This is a genomic window from Salinisphaera sp. PC39, assembly GCF_040361335.1.
Classification (GTDB): domain Bacteria; phylum Pseudomonadota; class Gammaproteobacteria; order Nevskiales; family Salinisphaeraceae; genus APNM01.
In genome coordinates this window covers 1-13,323 of record NZ_APNM01000023.1, presented here as the reverse complement: position 1 = coordinate 13,323, position 13,323 = coordinate 1, and the positions used below count along the sequence as shown (strand labels likewise).

At 71.1% G+C, this 13,323-nt stretch carries 18 protein-coding genes and 1 pseudogene; 9 read left to right on the top strand and 10 right to left on the bottom strand.

All coding sequences use genetic code 11. The features are described 5' to 3' along the window. Window positions 1-28: 28 nt before the first annotated feature. The 6 genes from PC39_RS15935 to PC39_RS15910 form a co-directional block, all read right to left on the bottom strand. Window positions 29-1,300, bottom strand: a complete 1,272-nt coding sequence (locus PC39_RS15935; protein ID WP_353254404.1) for a GGDEF domain-containing protein — start codon at window positions 1,298-1,300, stop codon at window positions 29-31. 84 nt (window positions 1,301-1,384) lie between these two features. Further along, window positions 1,385-1,702 carry a heme-degrading protein HmuQ gene (hmuQ, locus tag PC39_RS15930; RefSeq protein WP_353254403.1) on the bottom strand — a complete coding sequence of 106 codons (318 nt, stop codon included), beginning with the start codon at window positions 1,700-1,702 and terminating at the stop codon, window positions 1,385-1,387. Then, entirely contained in the window at window positions 1,699-2,541 is an 843-nt protein-coding gene (locus PC39_RS15925) for a heme ABC transporter ATP-binding protein (protein ID WP_502950888.1), read from the bottom strand. The genes hmuQ and PC39_RS15925 overlap by 4 nt, the downstream gene beginning before the upstream one ends. Further along, window positions 2,535-3,623 carry a FecCD family ABC transporter permease gene (locus PC39_RS15920; RefSeq protein ID WP_353254401.1) on the bottom strand — a complete coding sequence of 363 codons (1,089 nt, stop codon included), beginning with the start codon at window positions 3,621-3,623 and terminating at the stop codon, window positions 2,535-2,537. Before PC39_RS15920 ends, PC39_RS15925 begins: the two co-directional genes overlap by 7 nt. Then, window positions 3,620-4,510 carry a heme/hemin ABC transporter substrate-binding protein gene (locus PC39_RS15915; protein WP_353254400.1) on the bottom strand — a complete coding sequence of 297 codons (891 nt, stop codon included), beginning with the start codon at window positions 4,508-4,510 and terminating at the stop codon, window positions 3,620-3,622. Before PC39_RS15915 ends, PC39_RS15920 begins: the two co-directional genes overlap by 4 nt. Window positions 4,511-4,524: 14 nt before the next feature. After that, window positions 4,525-6,597 carry a TonB-dependent receptor domain-containing protein gene (locus tag PC39_RS15910; RefSeq protein WP_353254399.1) on the bottom strand — a complete coding sequence of 691 codons (2,073 nt, stop codon included), beginning with the start codon at window positions 6,595-6,597 and terminating at the stop codon, window positions 4,525-4,527. Between the two features lie 244 nt (window positions 6,598-6,841). Here PC39_RS15910 and PC39_RS15905 point away from each other — a divergent pair, with 244 nt between their 5' ends. Genes PC39_RS15905 through PC39_RS15890 form a run of 4 tightly spaced genes read left to right on the top strand, consistent with a single transcriptional unit; the run spans window position 6,842 to window position 8,788 of the window. Further along, entirely contained in the window at window positions 6,842-7,279 is a 438-nt protein-coding gene (locus PC39_RS15905) for a nucleoside deaminase (RefSeq protein WP_353254398.1), read from the top strand. Between the two features lie 8 nt (window positions 7,280-7,287). Continuing rightward, complete coding sequence (blaOXA, locus tag PC39_RS15900) at window positions 7,288-8,070, top strand: class D beta-lactamase (RefSeq protein ID WP_353254421.1); 783 nt, start codon at window positions 7,288-7,290, stop codon at window positions 8,068-8,070. Between the two features lie 58 nt (window positions 8,071-8,128). Beyond that, window positions 8,129-8,557, top strand: a complete 429-nt coding sequence (locus PC39_RS15895; RefSeq protein ID WP_353254397.1) for a hypothetical protein — start codon at window positions 8,129-8,131, stop codon at window positions 8,555-8,557. Between the two features lie 24 nt (window positions 8,558-8,581). Continuing rightward, the gene (locus PC39_RS15890; protein WP_353254396.1) at window positions 8,582-8,788 is read left to right on the top strand and encodes a DUF3565 domain-containing protein; all 207 of its coding nucleotides are present in this window, start codon (window positions 8,582-8,584) and stop codon (window positions 8,786-8,788) included. Between the two features lie 13 nt (window positions 8,789-8,801). Here the strand turns inward: PC39_RS15890 and PC39_RS15885 are convergent, their stop codons facing one another. Continuing rightward, window positions 8,802-9,386: an NAD(P)H-dependent oxidoreductase gene (locus tag PC39_RS15885; protein ID WP_353254395.1), complete on the bottom strand. Its 585-nt coding sequence runs from the start codon at window positions 9,384-9,386 to the stop codon at window positions 8,802-8,804. 179 nt (window positions 9,387-9,565) lie between these two features. Here PC39_RS15885 and PC39_RS15880 point away from each other — a divergent pair, with 179 nt between their 5' ends. Next, the gene (locus PC39_RS15880; protein ID WP_353254394.1) at window positions 9,566-9,952 is read left to right on the top strand and encodes a hypothetical protein; all 387 of its coding nucleotides are present in this window, start codon (window positions 9,566-9,568) and stop codon (window positions 9,950-9,952) included. Window positions 9,953-9,965: 13 nt separating this feature from the next. After that, a complete protein-coding gene (locus PC39_RS15875; protein WP_353254393.1) occupies window positions 9,966-10,337 on the top strand; it encodes a DUF6713 family protein in 372 nt (123 codons plus the stop codon). Window positions 10,338-10,344: 7 nt separating this feature from the next. Here PC39_RS15875 and PC39_RS15870 read toward each other — a convergent pair whose 3' ends face one another. Continuing rightward, the gene (locus PC39_RS15870; protein ID WP_353254392.1) at window positions 10,345-11,289 is read right to left on the bottom strand and encodes an SAM-dependent methyltransferase; all 945 of its coding nucleotides are present in this window, start codon (window positions 11,287-11,289) and stop codon (window positions 10,345-10,347) included. Window positions 11,290-11,419: 130 nt separating this feature from the next. Between PC39_RS15870 and PC39_RS15865 the strand changes: the two genes are divergently transcribed. From PC39_RS15865 to PC39_RS15855, 3 genes are all read left to right on the top strand, one after another. Next, window positions 11,420-11,626, top strand: coding sequence for an addiction module protein (locus PC39_RS15865; RefSeq protein WP_353254391.1), 207 nt, complete (start codon window positions 11,420-11,422; stop codon window positions 11,624-11,626). Next, complete coding sequence (locus PC39_RS15860) at window positions 11,623-11,859, top strand: type II toxin-antitoxin system RelE/ParE family toxin (protein WP_353254390.1); 237 nt, start codon at window positions 11,623-11,625, stop codon at window positions 11,857-11,859. The genes PC39_RS15865 and PC39_RS15860 overlap by 4 nt, the downstream gene beginning before the upstream one ends. Window positions 11,860-11,968: 109 nt before the next feature. Continuing rightward, window positions 11,969-12,478: an acyl-CoA thioesterase gene (locus PC39_RS15855; protein ID WP_353254389.1), complete on the top strand. Its 510-nt coding sequence runs from the start codon at window positions 11,969-11,971 to the stop codon at window positions 12,476-12,478. Here PC39_RS15855 and PC39_RS15850 read toward each other — a convergent pair. Both PC39_RS15850 and PC39_RS15845 read right to left on the bottom strand, forming a co-directional pair. Then, complete coding sequence (locus PC39_RS15850) at window positions 12,475-12,945, bottom strand: SRPBCC family protein (protein ID WP_353254388.1); 471 nt, start codon at window positions 12,943-12,945, stop codon at window positions 12,475-12,477. The genes PC39_RS15855 and PC39_RS15850 overlap by 4 nt on opposite strands. 59 nt (window positions 12,946-13,004) lie before the next feature. Next, window positions 13,005-13,268, bottom strand: a pseudogene (locus PC39_RS15845) (rhodanese-like domain-containing protein); the annotation flags it as partial. Window positions 13,269-13,323 lie beyond the last annotated feature (55 nt).

Genomic DNA, 13,323 nt, shown 5'->3' with positions numbered 1-13,323 from the left:
TCTATGGACCTGCGTGTGGCGGTGCTTTCTAAGCGATCCACAACCGGTTCCGCCCCGCCCGCTTGGCCTCGTAGAGCGCCTGGTCGGCCCGATCCAGGGTGGTGCGCCAGTCGTCGTCGGCGAGTTCGGCGAAGCCCATGCTCGCGCGTAGCTCGATGTCCGGCAGGTCGTCGATGCCCATGCCGCTCAGGGCGGAGGCGAGGCGGTTGACCAGCGGGTGTGCCGTCTCCGTATCCACGTCGGCGAGGTAGACCACGAACTCGTCGCCGCCCCAGCGACAGGCGATGTCGGCTTCCCGGATGTTGGCGCGGATCCGTTCGGCGGCGACCTGGATCAGACGGTCGCCGTACCAGTGACCGTGGCGGTCGTTGATGCCCTTGAAATGATCCAGGTCGATGAACAGCAGGCCGCCGCGCGCGTCGTCGCCCTGCCGGTCCAGTCGGGTCTCCAGGTAGGCGCGGTTGAACAGGCCGGATAGGGGGTCGCGCGTGACCTCGTCGGTGAGCCGCCGCAGTTGTACGCCCTGTCGGGCGCGTTCGCCGAGGGTGCGCGAATAATGCATCGCCATCACGGCGAAGGCGCCGATCTGGAAGCCGGTGCAGCCCAGGGTCAGGGTGTCCAGCGGCAGCATCCCGAACCCCAGTTCGCGCAGCGCATCGTGTAGACCGGCCAGGAAGAACACCGCGAATCCGAATACTGTCAGGCCCCAGGCGGGGCCGTTCTCGATGCGGGCGGCCAGACGCAGGATGCGGTACGAGATGACGGCGAACGTCGCGAGGCACAGACCGAAGAAAAACGGCGCGGCGGCGCCGTAGTCGGCGAATACGGTGCCGCCGGCCGCGATCATGCGGTCGCTGGCGAGGATCAGGCCGGGATGGTCGATCCATATCGACGCGGCCAGCAGGGTGGCGACGAGATAGGTGATCAGCAGGCGCGGCAGCCGGCCGGCGCGCCGCCGCGCCAGGGCCCGGTACAGGTTCACGTAGGCGCCCACCGCCAGTGCCACGGCGGCCAGGGACAGGCGATAGGGCAGCACGGCGGTGTCGGCACGGTCGAGCACGACATTCACGCGTACCAGCGTGTCCGCCGCGACGTAGAGGGTGGCGAACAGATTGACCAGCATGAAATGCAGGGCCACCGGCGCCGCCTCGTCCCGGTGGCGGTAGAGCGAGGCGGCGAAGACCGCGAGCAGGATCAGTAGGGACGTGGAGGCGCCGGTAGCCATGACCTTGAGCCACAACATCCAGATGTCGATGCCGCCCGCCTCCACTAGCCCGGGCAGAGGGCTGTCCTGCGCCATGATCCGTCGCGCCCGACGATGTGTTGTCTCTCGACAAGATTAGCAAGAAGTGCGTGTGTCGGGCGGATCGCGCGTGATCCGGGCTTATTTTACCTCTTGGACCACCTCGCACCCCTCGAACTGCGGGCCGCCCAGATACAGATGCTTGCGCTCGCCGGCGCCGCGGTGCGCGGCCTTGAAGGCCTCCGATTTGGTCCAGGCCTCGAAGTCCTCGCGGCTGGCCCAGATGGTGTGCGAGATGTAGAGCGTGTGGTCCTCGTGCTCGGGGCCTCGCAGCAGGTGGAATTCCACGAAGCCCGGCGATTCCCGCAGGCGGACGTCGCGTTCCTTCCAGACGCGTTCGAATTCCGCCTCGCAGCCGTGGCGGATGCGGAAACGGTTCATGGCGATGAACTGGCTCATCGGGGGGTCTCCATCGTCGGGTGTTGTCGGTCGGTGCCGGCCGTCGCGCGGCCGGTGGACAGGACCACCGGCCGGCCGGTGCGCGGGTGCGTCAGTATCTCAGCCTCGACGCCGAAGGTCTCGGCCAGGGTGCCGGCGTCGAGGATCGCGGCGGGCGGCCCGCTCGCGGCCACGGTGCCACCGGCCAGGATCGCCAGGCGGTCGGCATACTGGGCCGCCAGATTGGGATCGTGCAGGATCGCCAGCACGCCCACCCCGCGTCCGGTCAGCTCGCGGGCGGCGGCCAGCAGTTCGTGCTGGTGGGCCAGGTCGAGGTTGTTGGTGGGCTCGTCCAGCAACAGGTAGGCCGGGGACGGGTCGTCGTCCGCCGGCCAGATCTGGGCCAGGGCGCGGGCGAGCTGCGCGCGCTGGCGCTCGCCGCCGGACAGCGTCGTGTAGCGCCGATGGGCGAGGCCTTGCAGGCCGGTGGCGCGCAGGGCCGCGGCGGCGACCCGCAGGTCGCGCGCCCGGTCGCCGCCGCCCGCGTGCGGGCTGCGGCCGAGCAGGACCACGTCGAGCACCGGGAACGGGAAATCCAGGGTCGAGGCCTGCGGCAGCACGGCGCGTCGTCGGGCCAGCGCCGGGCGTGGCCAGTCCGCCAGGGGGCGGCCGTCCAGGGTGACGGTGCCGCGATCGGGCCGCCGGCTGCCGGTGAGGATGTCCAGCAGTGTCGACTTGCCGGCGCCGTTGGGGCCGATCACCGCCACCAGTTCGCCGGGCGCCACCGCCAGCGACGCGGCGCGCAGCACCGGCCGGCCGCCGCGCGCGGCGTGGACCATGTCGGCCGCCAGGGTCACCACAGGCCCCCGTCGCGTCGCCGCACCAGCAGCCACAGGAAGAACGGCCCGCCCACGCAGCTCGTGAGGATGCCGATCGGCAGCTCCGCCGGCAGCACCAGTGTGCGCGCCAGCAGGTCGGCGCCCAGCATCAGCGCGGCTCCCAGCAGCACCGAGGCCGGCAGCAGCAGCCGATGATCGGGCCCCAGGGCCAGCCGCACCAGGTGCGGCACCACCAGGCCGATGAAACCGATGATCCCGGTCAGGGCCACCGAAGCGCCCACCGCCAGCGCCACCAGGACCACGATGCCGCGCTTGAGCCGCTCCACCGCGAAACCCAGGTGCCCGGCCTCGGTCTCGCCCAGCAGCAGCGCGTTCAGGGGGCGCGCCAGCAGGGTCAGCAACAGGGTGGGCAGGATCACGAACGGCGCCACCGGCAAGAGGTCGCGCCAAGTGTTGCCGCCGAGGCTGCCGAGCAGCCAGAAGTTGAGGTCGCGCAGCTCCTGCTCGTCGCTCATGAAGATCAGCAGGCCCAGACCGGCGTTGGCGATCGCGTTCAGGGCCACGCCCGCCAGCAGCAGGGTCGCGACCTGGGTGCGGCCGTCGCGGGTGGCGATGCGGTAGACGACCAGGGTGGCCGCCAGGCCGCCGGCGAAGGCCGCCAGCGGCAGGAAGAAACCGGCCAGGGCCGCCGGCAGCAGCGCCGCCGCCGGGGCCCCGAAGACGATGGCCGCGGCCGCCGCCAGGCCCGCGCCGCTGGAGACCCCGATCAGACCCGGATCGGCCAGCGGGTTGCGGAACAGCCCCTGTAGCGCGGCGCCGGCCACCGCCAGGCTGGCGCCGGCCAGCAGGCCGAGAACGACCCGCGGCAGGCGGATGGACAGGAGCACGGTGCGCTGCACCGGCTCGAACGGGGCCGGTGCCGGCAGGCCGACGGCATCCGCCAGGATGGCGACGCTCTGCAGCGGCGCGATCGCGACCGCGCCGTGGCCGAGCCCGGCCAGCAGCAGCGCGGTCAGGGCCAGCCCGAGTCCGGCGAGCGCCGCGGCGCCGCGCCGTACCCGGCGCCGCTCCAGGGCGAACAGGTCGGCCGCGGCCACGCTCAAGGCGCGTCCGCCGGCGCGGTGTCCGGGTGCAGTGCGGCGGCCAGTTCGCGCACGGCCTGCGGGGTACGCGGCCCGAAGCCCAGCAGGAGCAGCATGTCCATGGCGACGATGCGGCCCGCCTGTCCGGCCGGCGTGGCCGCGATCGCCGGGTGTCGGCGCAGCGCCGCCGCGCCGCCCAGCGCGGCCAGCGTGCGGTCGCCCACCAGCACGACCTCCGGTTCGGCCGCCACCGTCGCCTCGGGCGTGATCGGCCGGTATTCGGCGAAGCCGGTCATGGCGTTGCGGCCACCGGCCAGTTCTATGATGTTGGCGGCGGCGGTGTCGCGGCCGGCGGCCAGGGGCGGGCCGTTGCCGGCCGACATCAGGAACAGCACCCGGGGGCGGTCCTCGTAGGCGGCCACCCGCTCGCTCGCCGCCGCGAAGTCCGCCGCGATCCGTTCGGCCAGCCGCTGGCCGGCCCCGGGCCGGTCCACGGCCCCGGCCACGGCGCGGACCTTGGCGAGCACACCCGCTGGCGAGGGGTCGTCGGCGACCGTCACGATCCGCACGCCCGCCTCGCGGATCTGGCGCAGCACGGCGGGCGGCCCGCTGTCCTCGATCGCCAGCACCAGGTCGGGGTCCAGGGCCACGATCGGCTCGGCCGCGAGCCGGCGCATGTAGCCCACGTCCGGCAGCTCGCGGGCGGCCGGGGGATGCTGGCTGGTACTGTCCACCGCCACCAGCCGGTCGCCCAGCCCCAGCTCGAACAGGATTTCGGTCACCGCGCCGCCCACGGACACGATGCGTGCCGGCGTTTCGGCGGCCGCCGGCCCCGCCAGGAACGCGGCCAGCAGCAGCCAGGCGGAGGTTATCCAACGGGTGCGGTTGCGTCGGTTCGGATATCGCATGGGACGGTGGGCCATCAGTCGAACCGGTAGCTCACGCGGGTGCGGAGGTCGCGCCCCATTTCCAGGGCGTCCGTGTAGACCCGCGAATAGGCCTTGTCGAAGACGTTGTTCACGCCCACGTCGATGCGCAGCCCGGCCAGCCGTTCGCTGTCCGGCGTCCAGGCGGCGTACAGGTCGTGGACGGCGTAACCCGGGCGTTCCTCGGCCTCTTCGTCGGTGTTGTCGAAGTCGTCGGCGGCCAGCATGCGCCAGCCCACCAGGGCGTCGAGCGCGGGCAGGCGCCAGGCGGCGTCCAGCGTGAACTGCGGCGGCGTGAGGATGCCCAGCGGTTCGCCGGTGCGCTTGTCGTTGCCGTCCAGGGTCGAGGCACCCAGCACCAGCCGCAGGCGGCCGGCGGCGTAGGCGGCCTCGGCCTCGTAGCCGCTGAGTTCGGCCTCGGGCACGTTGTAGGAGCGGGTGGTGCCGTCGGCGGGTGGCGGTGGTTGGTCCACATCCAGGTCGATGAAGTCGTCGCCGTCGATCTTGAAGCGGGAGGCCTTCAGCCGCAGGCGGTCGGCGCGGGCGAACACGTCGCGGAAGTCCAGGCCGGCGCCGAACTCCACCGTCGAGGTGCGCTGCGGGTCCAGATCCGGGTTCGGGACGAAGCGATTGACGCTGGTGCCGACGGGCGTCTGAATCTCGAAGTGCACGCCGCTGGTGTAGAGCTCGTTGACGGTGGGCGCGCGGAAGGCGTCGGCCACGTTCACGAACAGCATCGACCAGCCGGTGGGCAGGTAGCTCAGGCCCAGCCGCGGCGAGACCTCCTCGTCGTCGTTGTCGTCGGCGATCGCGCTGGAGGATTCGTAACGGTCGAAACGCACGCCGGGCACCACCAGCAGTTCGCCCGGGGCGCCGAAGGGCCGCGCGACGCGCCATTCCGCCTGGGCGAACACGGCGCCGAAGTCGGTCTCGGCATCCGGCACGCTCTCGCGGGTGCCGGAGGCGTCCTCGCCGTCCTGCTCGTCGCGGTAGGCTTCGACACCGTAGGTCAGCAGGAGATCGCCGCCGGCCAGCGCGGAACGGTTCTCCAGGCGCAGGCCGGTGGTCTCGATCTCGCGCCGCAGGCGCTCGCCGGCGGGGCCGTTGCCGTTGCCGTCCAGGCGCCGCTCGTCGACCTCGGTCACCGTGCGGTAGAGCGTGGTGCTCAGGTCGATCCAGGGATTGCCGGGGCCGGCGTAGTCATGGGCCAGGCGCCAGTTGTCCGCGGTGACCTGCTTGTCCACCAGGTTGTCGTCGCCCGCGCCCTGGCCGTTGTTGGGTTCGGTGGTCTCGTTGTCGAAACGCTGGAACGAGGCTTCCAGACGGTGGCCCTCGGCCGGGGCCCAGCCGGCCTTGAACAGGCCCGAGAGCAGGTCTTCGTCGTTGCGGTCCAGCTTGCTGCCGTCGCCCAGCTCGATCTCGTCGGACTCGCGCCGGGTGATGCTGCCGAGCAGGTCCAGGCCCGCCGCCGGCCGGCCGTAGACCGTGGCGATGCCCACGGATTCGTCGTTGCCGCTATGGAAACCGGCGGCGAGATGGCCGCCCAGGGTCTCGTCCGGGGCCAGGAAGTCGGCGGCGCGCACGGTGCGCAGCGCGATCACGCCGCCGGTGCCGCCGCTGCCGTACAGGGCCGAGGCCGGGCCGCGCAGCACCTCGACTTCGCGCAGCAGGCTGGGATCGACGAAGAAGCGGCCGTCGTGGCCGGACTGGAAGTTCTGGCGGGCGCCGTCGAGCGTCACCACCACGTCCGGGCCCGTGAAGCCGCGGATGCTGGGCACCTCGCCGGTGCGCCGCGGGCCGCCGGTGAACTCCACGTTGGGCACCGAGCGCAGCAGGTCGTCCGGGGTGGACCCCTGTTCCGTCGCGATGTCCTCCGGGCCGATCACGGTGACCATGCCCGGATACACGAAGGCCTCGATGGGGTTGCGGGTCGCCGTGATCGTCACCGCGTCCAGCGGCGTGGTGGCGGTCGCCGTGTCGCCGTCCCGCGGCGTCTCCTGCGCGCCGGCGGCGCCGATCGAGCCGAGCAGTAAAACCGCCGGGCCGAGAGTCTTCAGTCGCCAGTCCATGCATCGTCCCCCTTGGCGCGGTGTCGCGCCTGGATGAGCGGTGGCTGGCGTGCCGGACGGATGCCGGCGGCTGGCTCCCGGTTTGCGGAAATACCGTGTCGCGCGGCCCTTGGCCGGGACACGGCGCGTGTCGGTCGGGGAGCTTAGCGTCCCGGTCGGGATTTGTAAATGCGATTAAGTCTTATTCATGGTAGCCGCGTGCCGACGGCCCGGATGCACTGCTTGTGGCATAGTCGGAACGATCATGGACCGTTTCCTGCAAGCCGCGATCGAGGAGGCCGAGGCCGGGGCAGCCGAGGGCGGGATTCCCATCGGCTCGGTGCTGGTCGTCGATGATCGCATCGTCGGGCGCGGCCACAATCGCCGGGTGCAGCGGGGCAGCGCGGTGTTGCACGCGGAAATGGACTGCCTGGAGAATGCCGGACGTCTGAAGGCGGCCGACTACCGGCGGGCGACGTTGTATTCGACCCTGTCGCCCTGCGATATGTGCAGCGGCGCGGTGTTGCTGTACGGCATCCCGCGGGTGGTGGTGGGCGAGAACCGCACCTTCCGCGGACCGGAGGATTACGTGCGTTCGCGCGGCGTCGAGGTGACGGTGGTGGACGATCCCGCCTGCCGCCGGCTGATGGCGGATTTCATCGAGCGCCGGCCGGCGCTGTGGAACGAGGATATCGGCGAGTGACCGCCGGACTGCGCTGGCTGCTCGCCGCATGCGTGCTCGCGACCGGCGCGGTCCAGGCCCAGGAGTGGCGGGAGGACGCGGAGATCGGCCAGCTCTTCCGCAAGGCCGGGCTGCGCGGCACGTTCGTGGTCTATGACGCCGGCCGCGACCGCTTGACCGGCCACGACCGTTCGCGCGCCAACAACCGCTATGTGCCGGCCTCCACGTTCAAGGTGCCGCACACCCTGATCGGTCTGTCCGTGGCGGCGGTCGCGGATGTCGATGAGGTCGTGCCCTATGGTGGCGAGCCCCAGCCCTTCGCGGCCTGGGAACGGGATATGAGCCTGCGCGAGGCCATCGCGGTCTCCAATCTCGCCGTCTACCGGACGCTGGCGCGCCGCATCGGTTTGGCGCGGATGCGCGACGGCGTGTCGCGCCTGGGCTTCGGCAACGGCGAGATCGGCACGGTCGTGGACCGCTTTTGGCTGGACGGGCCCTTGCGGATCAGCGCGGTCGAACAGACCCGGTTCCTGGCGGACCTGGCGCGGGACGCGCTGCCGTTCCCGCCGGCGTTGCAGGCGGCGACCCGGGATATCGTCCTGCTGGAGCGCCGTGAGGACGGCCGCGAACTCTACGGCAAGACCGGCTGGGAGAACGCGCCCGGCCCGGGCGTCGGTTGGTGGGTGGGCTGGGTTCGCGACGGCGCCGACGTGTACGCGTTCGCGCTCAACATCGACATGGCGACGCCCGCCGACGCCGACCGTCGCGTCTCCCTGGGCCGGGCCGCACTGGCGACGCTGGACATCTATTGAGGGATTCGCCGGGCCGGCCGATAACCGGCACTCGTCCGTTGTCCGCCCGGGAGACCCCATGAAGCGCCCGATCGTTTTCCTCCTCGCCCTCCTGTTGTCCCTGCCGGCCGCGGCCGAAGGGCTGCCCTCGCTCGACGCCGCCCGCGCCCTGACCGACGCGGTGATGGCCGATATCGACGCCGGCAAGGTCCGGGAGGGCCTGGCCCGGATGCGGTCGCACATCGACACGCCGGTGGCCGAGTTCGACTCGCAGATCGGCCAGGTCGAGTCGCAGATGCCGATGATCCGCGAGCGCTACGGCGAGCCCACCGGCCACGAGTTCCTGGATGCGGAGCGCGTGGGTGATTCGCTGGCCCAGTATGTCTACCTGCAGAAGTACCGCCGGCACTTCATGGTCTGGCGCTTCACCTTCTATCGCGCCAGCGACGACTGGGTGGTCAACGGCTGGGCCTACGACGACCGCGCGGAGCCCCTGTTCGCGGACTGAGGCTCCGGGCTAGGCTGTGGGGCCATGAGGCAACCGATCGCCGGCTACCATCGCGACGACGAGGACCACTGGGTCGCCGAATTGGCCTGCGGCCACAACCAGCACGTGCGTCACGATCCGCCGTGGGTCTCCCGGCCGTGGGTGACGACGGCGGCCGGGCGCGAGTCGATGCTCGGTTACGGGCTCGACTGCAAGAAGTGCGACGAGGGCGCGCCGCGCGACAACCCTTGACAGGCGCGCCCGCTCAGCGGGCGCGTGCCCCCAGCTTCGCCATCCGCCGCAGGAAACGCTCGCGGCGGCCGGCGTTGAGCTCGACCAGTCCGAACAGCGTCTCGCGCACCGGGGCGATGCCCACGAAGGCGAGGATGTTGCGCTCCAGGCTCTTGAGGCTGTGGGCGCGGAAATACCAGCGGTAGACCGGTGCCGGCATGCCCATGGTGACGACGATGCGGGCGCTGCGGCCGGTCAGCAGCTTGCGCCAGCGTCCGTTGTCGCCCTCGGGCCGGATCGCGAAGCCGGGGCGCAGGACCTGTTCCAGGAAGCCCTTGAGCCGGGCCGGCATGGTCCCCAGCCAGAGCGGATACAGGATCACCAGGTGCTCGGCCGCCGCGATCCGGCGCTGGCAATCGGCGATCGCCGGCGGGGGTATCTCGTCGGCCCAGTCCGTCTTGTTGCGGATCAGGGGCGCGTCCAATCCGGCGGTCTCGATCAGGTCGACGCGGTGGCCGGCGGCGCGGGCCGCGTCCGCGTAGGCCGCCGCCGCGGCGTGGCAGAAATGCCCGCCCGCCGGGTCGGGATGGCCCTGGATGATCAGGATGCGTTTGCCCATGGGGTGCGATTCCGCCGGTTGCCGCCGATAATGGGCATTGTCCGCCGCGGCCGGCCGGACCGTATTGATCCCCGTCAATAACGGCGGCCGGCGTGGCGCGCGGCCGGGTGCTGAGGCATCCTGGTCCTCAGGCAACACGGACAGGCGCGCGGCCGCGGCCGGCGCGCCGGGAGACGGCAATGGCGGCGAAAGATCGCGACGTGGGTTACGGACTGCTAATCCTGCAGGTGGTGCTGGGCACGGTGGCCTTCGTGTTCTTCTATGGCGCCGTCTTCGCCGGCGTCGACGGGCTCATGACCAGCACCGCCGTGACCGCGCTGCTGGTGAACATGATCATCTCCCTCCTGGCGACCCTGCGCGGCGGCCTCCGCGGCGGCGTGCTTGCCGCGATCGCGTTCGCGGTGCCGGCGATCCTGCTGTCCATCTTCGCGATCGGCGACTGGTACTTCTACGGCTACGCCGGCCCCTTCCTGTACTGGATGTCCGCGGTGATGGCGGTGGTCGCCGCGGGCCTGCTCGGCGTCGTCCTCGCCTGCACCCTGTTCGGCCGGCGCGTGGCGGCTTGACACCGGCCCCGCCATGCTCGCCGAGCTCGTCTTCTACCTGGGGTTCGGGCTGCTGACGGCGCACGAACTGGACGCCGTGCACAAGCGCGAATGGCGGCTGCTGTTCGTCCTGCGCCGCATGCGCGAGCCTTTGGCCCGCGATGTCTTCGTCCTGGCACACGTGCCGCTGGTGGCGGGCCTGGTCTGGCTTCTGGCGTCGCCGGATGCCGCGGTGCGGCTCGCCACCGTGCTCATCCTGGACGGTTTCATGGTGATCCATGCCGGGCTGCACTGGCGGCTGTCGGATCATCCGCTGTACGAATTCCAGAGTCTGCCTTCGCGGCTGTTGATCTACGGCGCCGCGGTCTGCGGGCTGCTGCACCCCCTGCTGCTGGTTCTGGGCTGAACGCCGCTCACGGCCGTCCGATCGCCTCCGGCGGCCCGCCGTCGGGCAGCCGGAACCAGGTCAGCTCGTGCTTGTTGTGGTGCAGGTGCATCAGCCGCGAGCCGGGGATGTCCAGGAAGCGGTAGGCGATCGCCGGATCGGCCGGGCCCTGGAACTTGATCGTGAACACCAGCTTCGCCGCCGGGTAAGCCTCGGCCCAGTGTTGCGCCAGCGCCAGCACGCGGTCGGGATAGGCGACCACGTCCGAGACCACCCAGTCCATCGTGCCCACGGCCTCCGGCCGCAGGGCGAAGGCGTCGCCGCGACGGTGCGCGATCCGGGGATGGGCGGCCACCGCCGGATCGAGCTCGGCGCGGTCGATGGAGATCACGTCCGCGCCGAGCCCGGCCAGCACCCAGGTCCAACCGCCCGGCGCCGCGCCCAGGTCGAGGCAGCGCTCGCCCGGCCCGGGCCGCGTCCGGGCCAGGGTCAGGGCTTCCCAGAGTTTCAGGTAGGCGCGGTTGGGCGGACCCTCGCGGTCCTCCACGAAACGGACCCCGCCGTCCGGGAACGGGCTGCTGCAGCGGGGCGAGGCGACCAGGCGGTCGCGCTCGACCAGGGTCCAGGCGCCCAGCGGCGCCGCGGGCGGGTCGGCCGGGAACGCCAGGGGCTTGAAGCGTATCGGCGGCAGGCGTTCGGCGATCAGGCGCGCCCGCCGATGGTGGGCCACCGAGTGCAGGTGCCAGTTGCGCTGGATATCGCGCAGGCCGCGCGCGCCCTCGCCGATGGAGGACGCCGGCAGCTCGCGCGGCGCCAGCCAGGCGTTCTGCGCCCAGGCGGCGGATCCGCCGCGGGCGAACACCAGCCGCCTGTGGGTGGCGGCCACGGTGTCGCCGCGGTGGGCGAGCTCGCGCAGGAGGTCGTCGAGGTAGCCCTCGGCGGCCACGTGGACGATGTCGTAAGGCTGGTTCATGGCGGATCGGTCGGCGGCTCCGTGATACACCGATGGTTAGCGGTCGCCCGGGTCCGGCGCTACACTGAAAACACAAGCGAGTATGGTATCGGCGTACGCCTCGGTCGCATTGTGCACGGGAGGCTGGGACATGAGTGCCAAAGAATTGTTGGACGAGGCTCTGAAGCTCAAGCCGGAAGAGCGTTTCACGCTTGTCGAGGGGTTGATAAAGAGCCTCGACGAACCCGACAAGAGACTGGATGATATCTGGGCCGAGGAGGCGCAGCGACGCCTTCGGGCCTACCGGCGGGGCGAGTTGGAAACAGTGCCCATGGAGGTCTTGTTCAAGGATGAATGATGCGCGTGCTGTTCACGAGCCTGGCCGAGCGCGAGCTGCGTGACGCGAGCCGCTATTACGAACTCGAATTCACGGGGCTGGGCGTGGCGTTCAGGCAGGAGGTCGGCCAGGCGGCGCGGCGGATCGCGGAATATCCCAAGCCTGGTCGATCGAGCGCGGAGAGGTGCGGAAGTGTCTGCTGCACCGTTTCCCTTACAAATTACTCTATTCGATCGAGCGGGATCATGTCTTGATCATTGCGGTCGCCCATCAGCACCGCAAGCCTGATTATTGGATCGACAGGCAAAACGGATAGTCCGGCATCAATCCGGGCATGGCTCATGTAGCTGCAGGAGACCGCGGGTGTCCGATCAAGCCGAAGGCAGGCCGGTGGCCGCGTCCGCGATACGCGAGCACATCTACAAGGTCTTCCCCAACGACATGAACTCCAACGCCACCGTCTTCGGCGGCATGGTGATGGCGACCATCGACCGCATCTCGCTGGTGGTGGCCGAGCGCCACAGCGGCCGGGTGTGCGTCACCGTGTCCGTGGACGACATCCATTTCCTGGCGCCGGCGCGCACCGGCGAGACCCTGATCTTCTCGGCCTCCTGCAACCGCGCCTGGGGCTCGTCCATGGAGATCGGCTGTCGGGTGAAGGCCGAGGACAGCATGAGCGGCGAGCAGCGTCACATCGTCTCCGCCTACTCCACCTTCGTGGCCCTGGACGACGACCACAAGCCGGTGACGGTCCGCCCGGTGCGGCCGGAGACGGATATCGAGCGCCGCCGCTACGACGAGGCCGCACTGCGCCGCGACGCGCGCCTGAAACATGCCAAGGCGCTCGAAAAACTGCGCGGCGGGCAGGGCTAGCGCTCCCTCGCCTCGCTGGCGGCGGCCTTGCGCAGCCGCCGATCCCAGAAGCGCAGCGCGGCGGCGAAGCCCACGGTGAGCTGGGCCCGCACCGCCCAGGCCAGCGCGCCGCCGGCGAGCGGCACGGGGCAGGTCAGGCGCGAGGTCCAGACCACGTCCGTGCGGTCGCCGAGCGGGGTCAGGCTCACGCGGGCGCCCTTGTGGTCCAGCGGTATCGGCGCCTCCACGATGCGGTATTCCAGGGTGTGCGGCGGCCGGTACGCGGTGATCGCCTCCGCGATGCGCACGCCGCCCGGCAACTCGATCTCGCGCACCGCGCCCTCGCCGTTGCGGTCCGGATGTCCCTCGCGTGCCAGCCGGGCGCTCACCACGCCGGGCAGCTCGGCATAGCCCTCGTGGTCCGCGATCACGGCGAACACGTCCTCGATCGGCGCGCGGAAGCGGCGGCGCACACGGATGCGTTGCATGGGGTCGATCCTCCGCTGGAACGGCGCCCAGCCTGCCACGGCCGGGCGCGGGCCGCGAGTCACTCGGTGGGCATCAGGTCCTGGAGCCGGCGCCAGCCGCCGTCCACGGAATGGACCGCCTCGTAGCCCATGGTTTGCAGCGCGTCGGCCGCCAGCGCCGAGCGATAGCCGCCGCCGCAGTAGAGATAAAGCGGCTGGCGCTTGTCGGGGTGCGCGACCTCGATGTCGCGCTCGATCACGCCCTTGCCGAGGTGCTCGGCGCCGGCGACGTGGCCGGCGGCGTATTCGCTCTCCTCGCGGACATCGATCAGCGCCGCGCCGGGCTCGCGCTCTAGCTGTGTAAACGCACCACATTGTTCACGTTAATGGGCAGCCGGC

Coding starts and splice junctions, on each gene's coding strand:
- PC39_RS15935 (WP_353254404.1), bottom strand. CDS start 1,300: ATGGCGCAGGACAGCCCTCTGCCCGGGCTAGTGGAGGCGGGCGGCATC.
- hmuQ (WP_353254403.1), bottom strand. CDS start 1,702: ATGAGCCAGTTCATCGCCATGAACCGTTTCCGCATCCGCCACGGCTGC.
- PC39_RS15915 (WP_353254400.1), bottom strand. CDS start 4,510: ATGCGATATCCGAACCGACGCAACCGCACCCGTTGGATAACCTCCGCC.
- PC39_RS15910 (WP_353254399.1), bottom strand. CDS start 6,597: ATGGACTGGCGACTGAAGACTCTCGGCCCGGCGGTTTTACTGCTCGGC.
- PC39_RS15905 (WP_353254398.1), top strand. CDS start 6,842: ATGGACCGTTTCCTGCAAGCCGCGATCGAGGAGGCCGAGGCCGGGGCA.
- PC39_RS15895 (WP_353254397.1), top strand. CDS start 8,129: ATGAAGCGCCCGATCGTTTTCCTCCTCGCCCTCCTGTTGTCCCTGCCG.
- PC39_RS15890 (WP_353254396.1), top strand. CDS start 8,582: ATGAGGCAACCGATCGCCGGCTACCATCGCGACGACGAGGACCACTGG.
- PC39_RS15885 (WP_353254395.1), bottom strand. CDS start 9,386: ATGGGCAAACGCATCCTGATCATCCAGGGCCATCCCGACCCGGCGGGC.
- PC39_RS15880 (WP_353254394.1), top strand. CDS start 9,566: ATGGCGGCGAAAGATCGCGACGTGGGTTACGGACTGCTAATCCTGCAG.
- PC39_RS15875 (WP_353254393.1), top strand. CDS start 9,966: ATGCTCGCCGAGCTCGTCTTCTACCTGGGGTTCGGGCTGCTGACGGCG.
- PC39_RS15870 (WP_353254392.1), bottom strand. CDS start 11,289: ATGAACCAGCCTTACGACATCGTCCACGTGGCCGCCGAGGGCTACCTC.
- PC39_RS15865 (WP_353254391.1), top strand. CDS start 11,420: ATGAGTGCCAAAGAATTGTTGGACGAGGCTCTGAAGCTCAAGCCGGAA.
- PC39_RS15860 (WP_353254390.1), top strand. CDS start 11,623: ATGATGCGCGTGCTGTTCACGAGCCTGGCCGAGCGCGAGCTGCGTGAC.
- PC39_RS15850 (WP_353254388.1), bottom strand. CDS start 12,945: ATGCAACGCATCCGTGTGCGCCGCCGCTTCCGCGCGCCGATCGAGGAC.